Origin of the sequence: Pontibacter populi (assembly GCF_040278685.1) — a bacterium.
Classification (GTDB): Bacteria; Bacteroidota; Bacteroidia; order Cytophagales; family Hymenobacteraceae; genus Pontibacter; species Pontibacter populi.
In genome coordinates this window covers 34,238-48,110 of record NZ_JBEOKT010000005.1, presented here as the reverse complement: position 1 = coordinate 48,110, position 13,873 = coordinate 34,238, and the positions used below count along the sequence as shown (strand labels likewise).

At 45.4% G+C, this 13,873-nt stretch carries 17 protein-coding genes; 12 read left to right on the top strand and 5 right to left on the bottom strand.

The window, feature by feature from the left end; all coding sequences use genetic code 11:
- Positions 1-48 precede the first annotated feature (48 nt).
- The 7 genes from rpmG to ABS362_RS06785 all read left to right on the top strand — a co-directional run bounded on the left by rpmG (position 49) and on the right by ABS362_RS06785 (position 4,802).
- Complete coding sequence (gene rpmG / locus ABS362_RS06815) at positions 49-237, top strand: 50S ribosomal protein L33 (protein ID WP_162427922.1); 189 nt, start codon at positions 49-51, stop codon at positions 235-237.
- A gap of 2 nt (positions 238-239) precedes the next feature.
- Positions 240-392, top strand: a complete 153-nt coding sequence (locus tag ABS362_RS06810; protein ID WP_162346559.1) for a DUF4295 domain-containing protein — start codon at positions 240-242, stop codon at positions 390-392.
- Between the two features lie 109 nt (positions 393-501).
- Positions 502-1,464 carry a signal recognition particle-docking protein FtsY gene (gene ftsY / locus ABS362_RS06805; RefSeq protein ID WP_350411640.1) on the top strand — a complete coding sequence of 321 codons (963 nt, stop codon included), beginning with the start codon at positions 502-504 and terminating at the stop codon, positions 1,462-1,464.
- 9 nt (positions 1,465-1,473) lie between these two features.
- Positions 1,474-1,995, top strand: a complete 522-nt coding sequence (locus tag ABS362_RS06800) for a carboxypeptidase regulatory-like domain-containing protein (RefSeq protein WP_350411639.1) — start codon at positions 1,474-1,476, stop codon at positions 1,993-1,995.
- A gap of 284 nt (positions 1,996-2,279) precedes the next feature.
- Positions 2,280-2,705 (top strand): hypothetical protein, encoded by a 426-nt coding sequence (locus tag ABS362_RS06795; protein WP_350411638.1) that lies wholly within the window; start codon positions 2,280-2,282, stop codon positions 2,703-2,705.
- Positions 2,706-2,939: 234 nt separating this feature from the next.
- Complete coding sequence (gene rimO, locus ABS362_RS06790; protein WP_350411637.1) at positions 2,940-4,253, top strand: 30S ribosomal protein S12 methylthiotransferase RimO; 1,314 nt, start codon at positions 2,940-2,942, stop codon at positions 4,251-4,253.
- A 153-nt stretch (positions 4,254-4,406) separates the two neighbouring features.
- Positions 4,407-4,802, top strand: a complete 396-nt coding sequence (locus tag ABS362_RS06785) for a hypothetical protein (protein ID WP_350411636.1) — start codon at positions 4,407-4,409, stop codon at positions 4,800-4,802.
- 3 nt (positions 4,803-4,805) lie between these two features.
- Here the strand turns inward: ABS362_RS06785 and ABS362_RS06780 are convergent, their stop codons facing one another.
- The gene (locus ABS362_RS06780; protein WP_350411635.1) at positions 4,806-5,186 is read right to left on the bottom strand and encodes a PH domain-containing protein; all 381 of its coding nucleotides are present in this window, start codon (positions 5,184-5,186) and stop codon (positions 4,806-4,808) included.
- Between the two features lie 429 nt (positions 5,187-5,615).
- On the opposite strand from ABS362_RS06780, the gene bshC reads away from it, so the two are divergent.
- Together bshC and ABS362_RS06770 are read left to right on the top strand one after the other, a co-directional pair.
- Positions 5,616-7,193 carry a bacillithiol biosynthesis cysteine-adding enzyme BshC gene (gene bshC, locus ABS362_RS06775; protein ID WP_350411634.1) on the top strand — a complete coding sequence of 526 codons (1,578 nt, stop codon included), beginning with the start codon at positions 5,616-5,618 and terminating at the stop codon, positions 7,191-7,193.
- Complete coding sequence (locus tag ABS362_RS06770; protein ID WP_350411632.1) at positions 7,193-7,768, top strand: 5-formyltetrahydrofolate cyclo-ligase; 576 nt, start codon at positions 7,193-7,195, stop codon at positions 7,766-7,768. Before bshC ends, ABS362_RS06770 begins: the two co-directional genes overlap by 1 nt.
- A gap of 1 nt (position 7,769) precedes the next feature.
- Here ABS362_RS06770 and ABS362_RS06765 read toward each other — a convergent pair whose 3' ends face one another.
- From ABS362_RS06765 to mnmC2, 3 genes are all read right to left on the bottom strand, one after another.
- Positions 7,770-8,876 (bottom strand): endonuclease/exonuclease/phosphatase family protein, encoded by a 1,107-nt coding sequence (locus ABS362_RS06765; protein ID WP_350411631.1) that lies wholly within the window; start codon positions 8,874-8,876, stop codon positions 7,770-7,772.
- Between the two features lie 163 nt (positions 8,877-9,039).
- Positions 9,040-9,384: a hypothetical protein gene (locus tag ABS362_RS06760; protein ID WP_350411630.1), complete on the bottom strand. Its 345-nt coding sequence runs from the start codon at positions 9,382-9,384 to the stop codon at positions 9,040-9,042.
- 154 nt (positions 9,385-9,538) lie between these two features.
- Positions 9,539-10,216 carry a tRNA (5-methylaminomethyl-2-thiouridine)(34)-methyltransferase MnmC2 gene (gene mnmC2, locus ABS362_RS06755; protein ID WP_350411628.1) on the bottom strand — a complete coding sequence of 226 codons (678 nt, stop codon included), beginning with the start codon at positions 10,214-10,216 and terminating at the stop codon, positions 9,539-9,541.
- Positions 10,217-10,435: 219 nt separating this feature from the next.
- On the opposite strand from mnmC2, the gene ABS362_RS06750 reads away from it, so the two are divergent.
- Together ABS362_RS06750 and rlmN are read left to right on the top strand one after the other, a co-directional pair.
- Positions 10,436-10,867 (top strand): acyl-CoA thioesterase, encoded by a 432-nt coding sequence (locus tag ABS362_RS06750; RefSeq protein WP_350411627.1) that lies wholly within the window; start codon positions 10,436-10,438, stop codon positions 10,865-10,867.
- 18 nt (positions 10,868-10,885) lie between these two features.
- Entirely contained in the window at positions 10,886-11,959 is a 1,074-nt protein-coding gene (gene rlmN / locus ABS362_RS06745; protein WP_350411626.1) for a dual-specificity RNA methyltransferase RlmN, read from the top strand.
- Positions 11,960-11,985: 26 nt separating this feature from the next.
- Here rlmN and ABS362_RS06740 read toward each other — a convergent pair whose 3' ends face one another.
- A complete protein-coding gene (locus tag ABS362_RS06740; RefSeq protein WP_350411625.1) occupies positions 11,986-12,948 on the bottom strand; it encodes a YihY/virulence factor BrkB family protein in 963 nt (320 codons plus the stop codon).
- Between the two features lie 134 nt (positions 12,949-13,082).
- On the opposite strand from ABS362_RS06740, the gene ABS362_RS06735 reads away from it, so the two are divergent.
- On the top strand, positions 13,083-13,838 hold the full coding sequence (locus ABS362_RS06735) for a DUF6503 family protein (RefSeq protein ID WP_350411624.1): 756 nt from the start codon (positions 13,083-13,085) through the stop codon (positions 13,836-13,838).
- The last annotated feature ends 35 nt before the right edge of the window (positions 13,839-13,873 follow it).

Genomic DNA, 13,873 nt, shown 5'->3' with positions numbered 1-13,873 from the left:
AATTTAAGATTCTATATTTGCAGTCCCAAATAAAAAATTACGAGAGAGATGGCTAAAAAAGCAAAAGGTAATAGAATCCAGGTGATTATGGAGTGCACAGAGCATAAAACTTCTGGCATGCCTGGAACTTCAAGGTACATCACTACCAAAAACAGAAAGAATACGGCTGAGCGTTTAGAGCTTAAGAAGTATAACCCGGTGTTGAAAAAAGTAACTGTACATAAAGAAATTAAATAACCATGGCTAAGAAGGTAGTTGCAACCCTAAAGACCGCCACAGGTAAAGACTGGGCAAAAGTGATCAAAGCCGTTAAGTCGCCAAAAACTGGTGCTTACAGCTTTAAAGAAGAAATGGTTCCTGTTGATAAAGTGCAGGAAGTTCTTGCAAAGTAATACAAGCCTACTCTACTATTTAGATAGATAACACGAAGAAGTCCCTGCATTGGGACTTTTTTAGTATATTACCGTTTCACCGCTAAAGCTTACCCAACAAAAACGCAGCATGGGAATTTTTGACTTTTTCAGTAAAGAGAAGAAAAAGGAATCGCTGGACAAAGGGCTGGAGAAAACCAAAGACAGCTTTTTTGGCCAACTGAGCAAAGCCGTTATAGGTAAATCTACTGTTGATGTAGAAGTGCTGGACGAGCTGGAAGAAATTCTGGTGCATGCCGATGTAGGCGTTGAAACCACCGTAAAGATCATCGACCGCATTGAGAAGCGTGTAGCCCGCGATAAGTATGTAAACACATCGGAGCTGGACCAGATTCTGCGCGAAGAGATTGCAGCCCTGCTGGAAGAGAACAAAGCCGGTGACGGCGCTAACTTTGATCTGCCTGCAGGTATAAAGCCATACGTGATTATGGTGGTAGGAGTGAACGGTGTAGGTAAAACTACAACTATAGGCAAGCTTGCCTCACAATTCCACAAGGCCGGTAAAAAAGTAGTGCTTGGCGCTGCTGATACGTTCCGCGCAGCTGCCGTTGATCAGCTGATCATCTGGGGTGAGCGTGTAGGTGTGCCGGTTATATCGCATGGCATGAACACCGACCCTGCCTCAGTGGCTTACGATGCTGTGAAAAAAGGTGTGGAGATTGGTGCTGATGTGGTAATCATTGACACGGCTGGCCGACTGCACAACAAGGTTGGTCTGATGAACGAGCTTTCGAAGATCAAGCGTGTGATGCAGAAAATAACAGAAGATACCCCACACGAGGTATTGCTGGTACTGGATGGCAGCACCGGTCAGAATGCCTTATTACAAGCCCGTGAGTTTACTAAAGCTACCGACGTTACAGCACTTGCCATTACCAAGCTGGATGGCACAGCCAAAGGCGGTGTAGTGATCGGTATTTCGGATGAGTTCAAGATTCCGGTGAAATATATTGGCGTGGGTGAGAAAATTGAAGACCTGCAGTTGTTTGATAAGCAGCAGTTTGTAGAGTCGTTCTTTTCGCGCAAAAAGTAAACTATAGGTATGAAGGGATTTCTGTTTTTGGCGCTGCTATTGCTGGCGGCCTGTTGCGGTAGCAAGCAGGGCAAGGCAACTACAGGCTCAGAAACAGGAACTATAACTAACTCGCAAACAACGCAGGTGCAGCAAAACCAGGCAGCAGCTATCAAGCAAGGTATAACCGGTCGCATTATATGGGAATCCGGTAACCGGATGCCATCGCCGGATGCGCCGCCAGCCGAAAGCAAGCGTGGTGTGCAGCGTGCGGTTTATATCTACAAACTCACCAATGCCAACCAGGTTACCACACAAGACGGTGTTTTTCATACTAACATCCAGACTAAATTAGTCTCCCAGGTTGAAACAGATGCTGACGGAAACTTTTCTGTTGCGCTGGATCCCGGCAAGTATAGCCTTTTCACGAAAGAAGAGAAGGGCCTTTTTGCCAACCTTTTTGATGGGGAAATGAATATTTACCCGGTTGAAGTGAAGAAAGGGCAGGTAACAACTATAGAGTTCCTGGTAAATTACCAGGCGAGCTACTAACCGGCTCTCCAACCGGAATACGTGCCTTCTCAACCCTCAGCAGTACCTAATCAAGCCTGCACTTTCTGCTTATGTATATAGCTGAACACTTATAAGTTTAGGCTACTATAGTTCAAAACCATAAAATTCCTGTTATATTCAAAGAAACAATTACCAGAAACTGAACAAAGACAGTTTCATTGGGTTGTCTGTGTGGATAGAGAGATAGCAGACAATGAAAAGCGCTGATTAATACATTCGATAGAAGGTTACTATTTAGAATTTACTCGCTAAAGATACTTGCCATGGAAGTCAGCTTAATGGAATTAGCCTATGATGACGTCCGGAATATATTAAGCGTAAAATGGTCTGATGAGCTAAGTGTTGAATCGGCTCAGTTTTTTGATACTATAGTTACGTTATTTGCCACTATCCGGGAAAAGCAGGTTACAAACCTGGTGGTAGACTCTGGTATTCCGGCTGGCGGTTTACTTACCGGAGAGATCATCGAATACTTTATCCAGCAGATTCCCAACACCCCACTAAAAAACATTGCCATCCTGGAGTCACCTGATTACCTGTGGGACAATAACCTGTACCAGGTAATTTTATTGCTTATAACTACTTATGAATTGCCCATTGCAGTTAAACTGGTGAAAAACTGCTCCGTTGCATTAGAATGGTTTCCCCAGTCATTGTTTATAGAGACTTCTGAAGAGGAAAGAACTTAATGCTGTAGTTAACGGGAAGTAAATCCTGCCTTTTACCTTTTTTGCAACATATACATCATTCCTTTCCGGCTTTAAAAACCAAATAAACTAATCAGATAAGGCTCAGTTGTTTCGCAGTCCGTCTTTTATTAGCCAAACAAATTGTACCTTTGCAAACTGGTTTTCAAAACGAACCAATATTACCTGTTAAGGGTTTTTATTGATTGTAGCGTATTTCATTAAAAGTATAAGTAAGTGAAAGTAAGATCACTCAAAAAAGATAAGGTAAACGTAATTACATTGGGTTGTTCTAAAAACCTGGTGGATTCGGAAGTGTTGATGGGGCAGCTGCGTGCTAACGAGTTTGATGTGGCGCACGAGTCTGATAAAGATGATTCGAACATCATTATTGTGAACACCTGTGGTTTTATAGACAATGCCAAGCAGGAATCTATAGACACCATTCTGCGCTACGCCGATGCCAAAGAAGCCGGCCAGATAGACAAACTATACGTTACCGGTTGCCTTTCGCAGCGCTACAAAGATTCTCTGGAAGCGGAGATTCCACAGGTAGATGCTTACTTTGGTACGCTGGAGTTACCGCGCTTGCTGAAGACCCTGGAAGCTGACTATAAGCACGAACTGATCGGCGAACGCTTACTGACCACACCATCGCATTACGCATACTTTAAGATTGCAGAAGGCTGTAATCGCCCGTGCTCTTTCTGTGCGATACCGTTGATGCGTGGCAAACACGTTGATCGCCCAATTGAAGACTTAGTAAAGGAAGCGAAGCGCCTGGCAAGTATGGGAACGAAAGAACTTATATTGATTGCCCAGGACCTTACGTACTATGGTTTGCAGCAATACGGCGAACGTAAGCTGGCTGATTTGTTGAGAAACCTTTCAGATGTGGAAGGTATTGAGTGGATCAGGATGCAGTATGCGTACCCGTCGCAGTTCCCGATGGAAGTGTTTGATGTAATGAACGAGCGCGACAACATCTGCAAGTACCTGGATATGCCCTTACAGCACATCTCGGATAACATGCTGAAGACGATGCGCCGCGGTATAAGTAAGCGTAGGACTATAGAACTTGTAGACCAGATTCGTCAGCGCGTGCCGGATATTGCCCTTAGAACAACCCTAATTGCAGGCCACCCGGGCGAAACAGACCAGGATTTCCGTGAACTATATGATTGGGTAGAAGAAACCCGTTTCGACAGGCTGGGCATTTTCGCTTACTCGCACGAAGATAACACGCACTCTTACACGTTGGAAGATAACGTGCCGGAAGAAGTGAAGCAGGAACGTGCCGATGCCATTATGGAATTACAGCAAGGTATCTCTGTAGAGCTGAACGAGGAGAAAGTGGGCAAGACATACAAAGTACTGTTTGACCGTAAAGAAAGCGGCTATTTTGTTGGCCGTACACAATACGACTCTCCGGAGGTTGATAACGAAGTACTGGTACCAGCAGATAGCAACTATGTGCGTTTAGGTGATTTTGCTACTGTGAAGATCACAGACTCTTCGGACTTTGACCTTTACGGCGAAGTAGTAGCATAACAAACTATAGCTATAAATTATAAAAGTCCTTACCGGTTAACTGGTAAGGACTTTTCTTTTTGTTCTGAATGAATCTGTGGTTAACTTAGGACTGCAGAACTACTAATACTTACCTGCTGGTTTTTTGCAGAAGCAGCAGGTTCTATCTCACCTATGAAGCATATCAAACTCCTGACCACTGAATTCCTGACGATAGAGTACAATGCCGTTGATGACTTTCTGCATGCAGAGTGGCATGGTGCTGTAACAACAGAAGCTATGGTGCAGGGGTACGAACAGGTGTTATATTTTCTGCGCCGCGAGCACAGCCATAAACTGCTCGATAACCACTATAACGTGCAGAGCATGTGGGCAGAACTGGCCGATTGGTTTGCCAACGACTGGCACCCGCGCACCGAAGCAGCCGGCCTGCAATACCATGCCGCTGTTTATTCTCAAAACTATTTCAGCAGGCTGTCAACCGACAAAGCTATTAAACTAGTGAAAAGTGGAATAGTGAAAGGTTTTGATACCGTTGAGAATGCAGAAGGCTGGCTGAATTCCTTTTAAGGTTTACTTCAGCACGTATTTGCTCAGCACTTTGTAGGCTTCGTTTATATTATCGCCTTTCCTGAAATCCTGTTTTATAGTTGGCGCAGATTCACCGGTCAGCCATATTTTTAGTTCAGCGTCGAAGTCCATCATGCCGGCAGTTTCTTTCGAGAACATTTTAATGCTGCTGTACGGAATGCTCTGGTAATCTACTTTAGAGCCAGTTAAGCCCTGCTTGTTTACCAGTATCAACCGCTTGTTCGTAAACACCAGCATATCCCGGATAAGCTTGTATGCCTTTTCAATCTGCTCATTATCCAGCAGGATCGGCTGAAATTCGGTGGTTAGTTTTTCGATAGACACTTCGGAGGCGTGCCCCATCAGTCCGCTTAGTAATCCCATAGTTTTTATAGTTATAGTTTGATGCACAGAAAGATAAGAGATATACTTTATAGTTGGAAATTTGTCTGAACCAGGATTAGCGGAATTAATGGATTATTAAGGTGCAACTATAGATCCTGCCATCGATGGTACTTCACCGACAACTATACTTTAACGGACAGGTGCTTACTGGCGAAAATACACAGCAAGGGCACTTTTCATCGGGTTTATTAAAACTTAAAACAGGTTTGATAATAGAATCCATACGTTGCTAACTGTTATTTGTGGCTGGTGCGTGTGTTTTCATCCGGTAAATCCTAAAATCCTGTAAATCCTGGTTCAGACAAATAAATAAAACCCGTACTTTGCGACGTGGGTGGTAAACTATAGTTTACCTGAAACACAAACCCGATAAAGCTGTTAAAGTAGCTATAAAATAACCTGCTCCTGATGGAAGTAACCACTATGAAGATCACGAAGATGGATTACGCCGCAACCGGCGCCTTCTCCCAAACTATAGCCGACTACCTTTCGCAAAACGATAAACTAAAATCGTTCTACAGCCGCTTCCCAACTATAGCCGCCTTTGAAGCACAACTGCAACAGAAAAGCTTTAGCCCGGATCAGCGCGAGGTTTTGCATAAGGCATTACAGGAGCAGTATAGTGCTGTTACAGATATCAACCCAAAGGTGCAGCAAAACATCGATCTGTTGTTGCAGCCGAATACCTATACCGTTACTACCGGCCACCAGCTAAATATTTTTACCGGACCGTTATACTTTGTATATAAGATCATCACGGCGATAAATACCTGTAAGCAACTGCAGGCGCATTACCCGAACTATAACTTTGTGCCGGTTTACTGGATGGCCACCGAGGACCACGACTTTGCCGAGATCAACCATTTTAATTTGTTCGGGAAAGGCTACAGATGGGAGAGTGAACAGACCGGGGCAGTAGGAAGATTCAATCTGGATGGCTTGGATAAAGTGCTGGATGAACTGCCTGAGCAGTTTCCGGTGTTTGAAGAGGCTTACCGAAACAGCAAAACCCTGGCCGATGCTACCCGCGCCATTACCCATAGTTTGTTTGGCGAATACGGTTTAGTAACTATAGACGGCGACCATGCCGAACTGAAAAAAGCGCTGACACCTATAGTTGAAAAAGAACTGACCGAAAACCTGTCTCATAAGTTGGTTTCTGAAACAAGTGCACAACTGGAAGAAGCAGGCTATAAATCACAAGTGTATTCCCGTGAGATCAACCTGTTTTACCTTGAAGATGGCCTGCGCGAGCGTATTGTGGAGGAGAACGACAACTATAAAGTACTGAATACCGACATCAGTTTTAACAAAGAAGAGATACTACAACTGGCAAAAGACCACCCCGAGCAGTTCAGCCCGAACGTTATTTTAAGGCCACTTTATGAAGAGCTGATATTACCCAACCTTGCTTACATTGGTGGTGGCGCTGAAGTGGTATACTGGTTCCAGTTGAAGAAGGTATTTGAGAACTATAACGTTGCCTTTCCGCTGCTGATGCTGCGCAATTCGGCGATGTATATTAACCGTGGCAATGCCAGCCGCATGCACAAACTGGGCCTTACGCCGGAAGAATTATTCAAATCCTACCTGGAGCTGAAGAAACACCTGTCTGGGCAACTGCACGACGAAGAGATAACCCTGGAAGCACAGCGCCAAACAATAGAAGCCGCCTTTAAGGAAATAGAAAAACTGGCCCAAACTATAGACGCAACCCTGGTAAAGGCAGTAGCCGCCGAAGAACAGAAAGCACACAATGCCCTGCAGATGCTAGAGAAAAAGCTATCGAAAGCCCGCGATAGCAAACACGAGCAAACTTTTAAGCAACTCGAGAACCTGAAGGAGAAATTGTTCCCGGGAGGCAGCCTGCAGGAGCGCCACGATAACCTGCTATCAATACAGGCCAATAACCCTGACTTTATAGCTGCGCTGGTTGATGCGTTTGACCCGCTGGAGTTTAAGTTTACGATACTGGAAGAAGAATAATGCTGAAAGCAGAATTACGGAAACTGATGTTGCAAAAGCGACGCGCCCTACCACCAGAAGAAGTGCAGCGCCGCAGCAAAGCTATAGCTGATCAGTTTTTTGCTGACTTTCCGTTACAGGCCGGGCGAACTGTGCACATATTCTTACCTATAGTTAAGAACAACGAAGTAAACACATGGCCTATAATTGAACGGCTTCGGCTGCAGCATCCCGAAGTACGCGTGGCCGTGGCCGTAACCGATGTAACGCAAAATATCCTGACACACCACCATCTAACCGATGAAGCCATATTGGTGGAAAACCCCTGGGGAATACCGGAGCCGCAAAACGCGCAGCACATACTGGCCCACGAAGTAGATATAGTATTGATACCGTTGCTGGCTTTTGATGAAACAGGTCATCGCGTAGGATATGGCAAAGGCTTCTACGACCGCTTCCTGGCCGACTGCCGCCCCAATGTTCTGAAAGTAGGTCTATCGCTGGAGCCGCCCGTAGAAACTATAGCCGACCCTAACCCCTTTGATGTACCGCTGGATGCCGTGGTGATGCCGGATGGGGTTTGGAGAAGTAAATGATCTATTCCGATTCTCCTTCGCGTTTATCTTCTGCAGCTTCCTGTTTGCCTTCTTCAATTATCTCCGATGCTTCCTCCTGGGTTTGTGCATCGGCTTCAGGCTCTTCCTGCTCATACTCGTTTTCCGGGGCAAAGCTTAACCTGATAAAGATCGGGAAGTGGTCTGATTCAATATCCGGGAGCCTCTCCATACTTTCAATTTTAAAATGCGTGGAGTGGAAAACGTGGTCGAGGGGCCAGCGCAGTATAGGGTAATTGGCATTAAAGGTATTGTAAAAGCCGCGTCCAAGGCGTGGGTCCAGCAGGCCACTCACTTCCTGGAAAAGCTCTGTGGTTCGCGACCAGGCTACATCGTTAAAATCGCCGGCTACTACCACCGGGTACTTAGAATCAGCAATGTCACGGGCAATCATCACGATCTCGGCATCGCGTTTTTCAGAAGTGGCATCTTCGGTAGGTACAGGTGGTTTGGGGTGCACCACATGCAATTCAACCCAGGTGCCGTTTCGCAATTTCACAAATGTTTTAATTGATGGGATGTCCTTATCGAGGAGGTAGCTTACTTCTTGCTGGCGCAAGGGCAGCTTGCTGTATAGGTGCATGCCATAGGTATTTTTAAGCGGAATCTCGACGCGGTAAGGATACTGTTCGGTAACGGGTGTCATAGCTTGTTGCCATACCAGGTCAGATTCTAACAGCAGCAATATATCAGGCTCCTTTTCCCGCACCAGTTGCATCAGTTTTTCATGCTCCTTGTTATCCATATACACGTTAGAGACAAGCAGACTCAGCCAGGTGTTTTCTGCGGTGTTTGCTTCAGCATCTTTCACCTCTTTAGGAGCCAGAAAGGTATAAGGGGAGATATTGACAGCCTGGTAAACTATGGCAATGGTAAGAGTGGCCAGCAGAAACTTATCGCGTTTCCGGTTTCTCGGGGCCAGCCAGAGGTAAAGTATAAAACTAATAACAGCCAGCCCAAAAAGCTGCAGACGGGGATAATCGAATACACGGATGTACCATTCCTGTGAGTGCAATAACGGCAGGAAAGTGCCAAGAATAGAAAACGTTGCCAGGGCTTGTAGTGTAATAACTAAAGCCGGACGCTTCATAAGGGTAGATGGTTTAGGTGTAGCTGACAATGTATAGTTTAAGCAGTATATATGCAGCAGTACGCAGTAGCGTAAATGAAGTTAAGATGGCCGGAGATATCACGAAACAAAAACGCCCTGCTGAACTTAACCAACAGGGCGTTTATAGTTGCAGCAGTAGCTGTTATTTCTTTTTCTTGCCTTTGTTCAGGCTTTTCAGGTGCTGCACCGGGCCAAACTCAGCCTGCTCTATTGTTTTGCCGCCGATATAGATCTTGCGCAGCTGCACTTCAACAGGAGCCATTGTTTTGGTCATATCCGATGATACAACTTTGGTATAAAACTCGCGGGCTTTAACGCCTGAACCACGCTCGAAAGCATGCTTCTGCTCATTTTTGCTAACCGGCATGCCCGGTATAACCTGGTAAGTGGTGCAAACTACCTCGTACTTCGACTGGAATGGCTTTACTACCGTGCGGCCCATTGCCTGTATCGGGCTGATTGCTTTTTTAAGTAATGTCTTCACCATATGGACAAAAAGTTGGAAAAGGGTTTTATGATGTTTATGCAAAATACTACATTATCCCGAAAGTTAAAGTTCACTAGCCAAATAAAAGTATAAATGCAATACAGATACCAGTATAGTTATACTTTTGCGGTAAGCTAACAAATTGATTTACAGGTTATAGTACAGGCCTTATGCCGCGTGTCATCTCGCGTTTACCGGGAGGGCCAGGCAGGGCTTCTACTATAAAACCGGCTGCTTTCAGGTTACGTTTAAAAGCTCCTTTGGCGCAATAAGTTACCAGTGTACCGCCCGGTCGGGTAGCGGTGTATAGTTTGGTAAATACTTCTTCGGTCCAGAGCTCGGGTTGCTTTTCGGGAGCAAATGCATCAAAATACACTACATCATAGTAGGCTTCCGGCGGAGAGAATTCTTCCAGCGTTTCGTGAATTTTCTGCAGTGTAAAGTATGGGCTCAGGTCTACCGGCTCATTCCAGGGGGCGGCGTGCATCTTTCTAAAATTATCAAGCAACTCAGGGTTCAGAATAAATTGCTCGAAATGAAGTTTGTCCACAACGTCCTGTGTAAGCGGGTATTTCTCGAGGGTGTCGTATTGGATGAACGCCTGCTGGGCCAGCGCAAATGGCAGGGTAAGAATGGCATTAAGGCCGGTACCAAACCCGATTTCTAGTATCTTTACATCGCGCTTCTGCTCCAGTGCATATTCCAGGCCGTGCTTTATAAACACATGCTGCGATTCCTGCAACGCGCCGTGTACCGAATGGTAATGCTCGTTCAGATCAGGAACATACAGGGTGTTAGAGCCATCTTTGGTCTGGCGTATTTCGAGGTGCATGATTTTTAGGGTAAGTTACAAATGTAAACATATCCGGTCACTGTGTGCAAGTATTAATGATTAATTAGGAATGATTAATGACTAAAATATTCAGAAAGTCTGCACCACAGATTAATAAAGATTTATGGGATTAAGCTGGGTTAAGCACCTGTTAATCATTTTTAATCACTCTTAAATCTGCGGTTCTGATAATCAACAATCAAGCAATCAACAATTAAAATGGCTCGCATAAAAGTAACTATACCGCAACACAAACATTTTACGGCAACTATACCAGTGCGCATAACCGACCTGAACTATGGCAACCACCTCGGCAACGATGCGCTGCTTTCTATACTGCATGAAGCACGCATGCAACTACTAAACCATTTTGGCTGGAGTGAACTACAGATTGGAGGCGCAAGCATGATAATGGCCGATGTGGCGATAGAATACAAAGGCGAAGGATTTTACGGCGATGTGTTAACTATAGACCTGGCTTTCGACGAACTGAACAAATATGGCTTTGATATTACCTACCACGTCACTAACCAAACGGGCAAAGAAGTAGCGCGCGCCAAAACCGGTATGCTCTGCTTTAACTATACCGATCGCAAACTAATGGCACTGCCCGACGAAGTAAAGGCTAAAATTGAAACTAAAGCCGGCTGATTTTTGTAATTTTGCAGTATGACTTTGATCGCAGATATTCCTATTCTTAATAAAAAAGACATTCGTAAGCTGAAGCTCGACGACCTGAAGGCCTGGCTGGTAGAGATCGGTGAGAAGCCTTTCCGTGCCAAGCAGATCTATGAGTGGCTCTGGAAACACTCTATTCAGTCGTTTGCGGAGATGAACAACGTGAGCCTTGCCCTGCGCGAAAAGCTGGAGCAGCACTTTGCCATTAACGCCGTGCAGGTTGCCACCGAGCAGCTGAGCAACGACGGAACTATAAAATCTGCTTTTAAACTATACGATAGCAACATTGTAGAAGGCGTGCTGATTCCGCACGATGAGCGCAAAACTGCCTGTGTTAGTAGCCAGGTAGGTTGCTCGCTTACCTGCAAGTTCTGCGCTACCGGCTACATGGACCGCGTTCGTAACCTCGATGCTGCCGAAATTTATGACCAGGTAGTGCGCATAAATGAACAAAGCCTTCGCCAGTATGGCCAGCCGCTTACTAACATTGTGTACATGGGTATGGGCGAACCGATGCTGAACTATGCCAACGTTATGCAAAGCATTGAGCGTATTACAGCACACGATGGCCTGGGTATGGCAGCGCGCCGCATTACGGTAAGTACAGCTGGTATTGCCAAGATGATCAAAAAGATGGCGGATGATGGGGTAAAAGCAAACCTTGCCTTGTCGCTGCACGCGGCAAACGACGAGAAGCGTAACCAGATCATGCCTATCAACGAGACCAACTCGCTGGAAGCCTTGAAAGATGCCCTGAGGCATTACCACGAGGTAACAGGCCGCAAGGTAACCTATGAGTACATCGTGTTCGATAACTTTAACGATACCCTGCAGGATGCTGAAGAACTGCTTCGCTTTTCCAAGATCATCCCGTGCAAGATCAACCTGATCGAGTATAACCCGATTGCCAACGCTGATTTTGTGAACACTGACGATGACCGTTTGCAGAACTTTATTTACTATTTAGCAGATCGTGGGTGCCAGGTAAACGTGCGCCGCAGCCGTGGAAAAGATATTGACGCTGCCTGCGGACAGCTTGCTGTTAAAGAGAAACAACAGGCTTAAACTATAACTTAGTCATAGATGACTGATTACGGGTTCTTATTATATCTTCCTTCTGCTTTTGGTCTGCCGCTTTTAGTGTCTTCTTTGTCTTCGGTCACTTCTACGGAGCGCACAAATACGGCATGTTGTTTAGGCCGGATACGCTGGCCATACTTGTCGGCGTATTGCTGTGTAAACTCGGCTCCGTAAAACACGATCATCGACGAATAATAGATCCAGACAAGTATAACGATGATAGAACCTGCTGCACCGTAAGCCGAGCCGGGGTCGGAAGTGCCGATGTACCAACTGATCAGGAATTTACCTAACCCAAATAGTAAAGCTGTTACCATTGAGCCGATCAGGGTATCTTTCCAGCGGATAATGCCATCGGGCAGGTACTTAAAAATAAGAGCAAACAGCAACGTGATCAGCGCAACTGAAACTACAAAGTCGATGAGCTTGATAACCCAAACCCCTACACCCGGAAGCAGATCTGATATATAGCCGCTTAAAATAGAAATAGCCGCACTCATTACCAGCGAGAATAGCATCAGCAGGGCAATGCTAAGTATGATCCCGAACGAGAAGATACGCTCCTGTAACATGCGCATAATACCGTTAGTTGGCTTTACTTTCAGATTCCAGACACTGTTAAGCGATTGCTGTAACGTTACAAAAAAGGTGGTTCCTGCAAATATCAAAGTACCAATACCAACCCAAAGCGCCCAGCCACTTTCACTTAAAGCAGCATTCTGGATAATAGCTTCAACCTCTTTGGCAGCCTGTGGCCCGATAGCTTTGGATATCTGATTCGACAGCTCTCCTGAAACAGCCTTTTCACCAAAAAAGAAGCCGGCTGCTTTTATAATGATGAGTAGCAGGGGCGGAATTGAGAAAATAGCGTTAAAAGCCAGCGCCGCAGCCAACCTAAGCGACTCGTTGTCCAGGAACTCAGAGACAGAAGTTTTAAGTAGCGAGAAGATATCTTTAAAAGTATAAGTAGCCATTCGTTATGCCATTTGTTAGGTTTTTGATTACGGTTCACTTCTTATGATAGTTGGATTCTGCACTTTAGACAGTGCGGGAAATGACAGAATAAACTCCTGAAACGTATACCTGCTAACTATAAATGTTAGGTGCGATGTGTAAATCAAGTAATAAATTCCGGCTGAGTGTATGGTGGATGTTGTTTTTGTTCTTTTCAGTGGCTTTTTATGCATCACCTGCAGCTGCTCAGGACAAAAAAGCACAACAACTGGCTCAGAAAGCAATACAGCAAATGGGCGGCAAACAAGGTTGGGCCAATACCCGCTTTATAGCCTGGAGCTTCAGGGACCAGTATCAGGTATGGGATAAAAAAGCCGATCACTACCGGTGGGAAAAGGACAGCCTTGTTGCCATTGTCAGCACCCGAACCAAGAACGGAAAAGTATATGTTGCCGGTAAAGAGCTGCTGAACCGGGAAGAAAAACGTAAGTTGCTGGACAAAGCCTATGCTGCCTGGATTAATAATTCTTACTGGCTGGTGATGCCGTTTAAGTTACACGACCCGGGTGTAAGGCTAAAGTATATAGGTGAGGGTAAAACGATGGATGGTGCGGCAGCCAGCATCCTGCAGATGACCTTTGCAAATGTAGGCCTGACCCCGGAAAATAAATACCATCTCTGGATAGATAAAAAATCAGGGTTGGTTACACAATGGGCCTATTTCAAGAACTTTAACGATAAGACACCAACTTTTACGCGCCGTTGGGCAGATTACAAGAACTTTGGAGCTATAAAATTGGCATCAGACCGCAGTAATCCAGAGAGCGACTTTACCCTGGAAAATATTGCAACTCCTAAGCAAGTGCCCGCTAGTGTGTTTTACAGCCCGAGGCCAATCCGGAAACTATAAACGGCCACCTGTTCGGTCGCCGTTTATAGTTTTGG

What these genes read in the sequence shown, in the direction of transcription:
- ftsY (WP_350411640.1), top strand. Translation starts at nt 502, where the DNA reads ATGGGAATTTTTGACTTTTTCAGTAAAGAGAAGAAAAAGGAATCGCTG.
- ABS362_RS06765 (WP_350411631.1), bottom strand. Translation starts at nt 8,876, where the DNA reads ATGAAGCGTCCGGCTTTAGTTATTACACTACAAGCCCTGGCAACGTTT.
- bshC (WP_350411634.1), top strand. Translation starts at nt 5,616, where the DNA reads ATGGAAGTAACCACTATGAAGATCACGAAGATGGATTACGCCGCAACC.
- ABS362_RS06785 (WP_350411636.1), top strand. Translation starts at nt 4,407, where the DNA reads ATGAAGCATATCAAACTCCTGACCACTGAATTCCTGACGATAGAGTAC.
- ABS362_RS06810 (WP_162346559.1), top strand. Translation starts at nt 240, where the DNA reads ATGGCTAAGAAGGTAGTTGCAACCCTAAAGACCGCCACAGGTAAAGAC.
- ABS362_RS06780 (WP_350411635.1), bottom strand. Translation starts at nt 5,186, where the DNA reads ATGGGATTACTAAGCGGACTGATGGGGCACGCCTCCGAAGTGTCTATC.
- ABS362_RS06740 (WP_350411625.1), bottom strand. Translation starts at nt 12,948, where the DNA reads ATGGCTACTTATACTTTTAAAGATATCTTCTCGCTACTTAAAACTTCT.
- ABS362_RS06770 (WP_350411632.1), top strand. Translation starts at nt 7,193, where the DNA reads ATGCTGAAAGCAGAATTACGGAAACTGATGTTGCAAAAGCGACGCGCC.
- rpmG (WP_162427922.1), top strand. Translation starts at nt 49, where the DNA reads ATGGCTAAAAAAGCAAAAGGTAATAGAATCCAGGTGATTATGGAGTGC.
- ABS362_RS06735 (WP_350411624.1), top strand. Translation starts at nt 13,083, where the DNA reads ATGTGTAAATCAAGTAATAAATTCCGGCTGAGTGTATGGTGGATGTTG.
- ABS362_RS06795 (WP_350411638.1), top strand. Translation starts at nt 2,280, where the DNA reads ATGGAAGTCAGCTTAATGGAATTAGCCTATGATGACGTCCGGAATATA.
- ABS362_RS06750 (WP_350411627.1), top strand. Translation starts at nt 10,436, where the DNA reads ATGGCTCGCATAAAAGTAACTATACCGCAACACAAACATTTTACGGCA.
- rlmN (WP_350411626.1), top strand. Translation starts at nt 10,886, where the DNA reads ATGACTTTGATCGCAGATATTCCTATTCTTAATAAAAAAGACATTCGT.
- mnmC2 (WP_350411628.1), bottom strand. Translation starts at nt 10,216, where the DNA reads ATGCACCTCGAAATACGCCAGACCAAAGATGGCTCTAACACCCTGTAT.
- ABS362_RS06760 (WP_350411630.1), bottom strand. Translation starts at nt 9,384, where the DNA reads ATGGTGAAGACATTACTTAAAAAAGCAATCAGCCCGATACAGGCAATG.
- ABS362_RS06800 (WP_350411639.1), top strand. Translation starts at nt 1,474, where the DNA reads ATGAAGGGATTTCTGTTTTTGGCGCTGCTATTGCTGGCGGCCTGTTGC.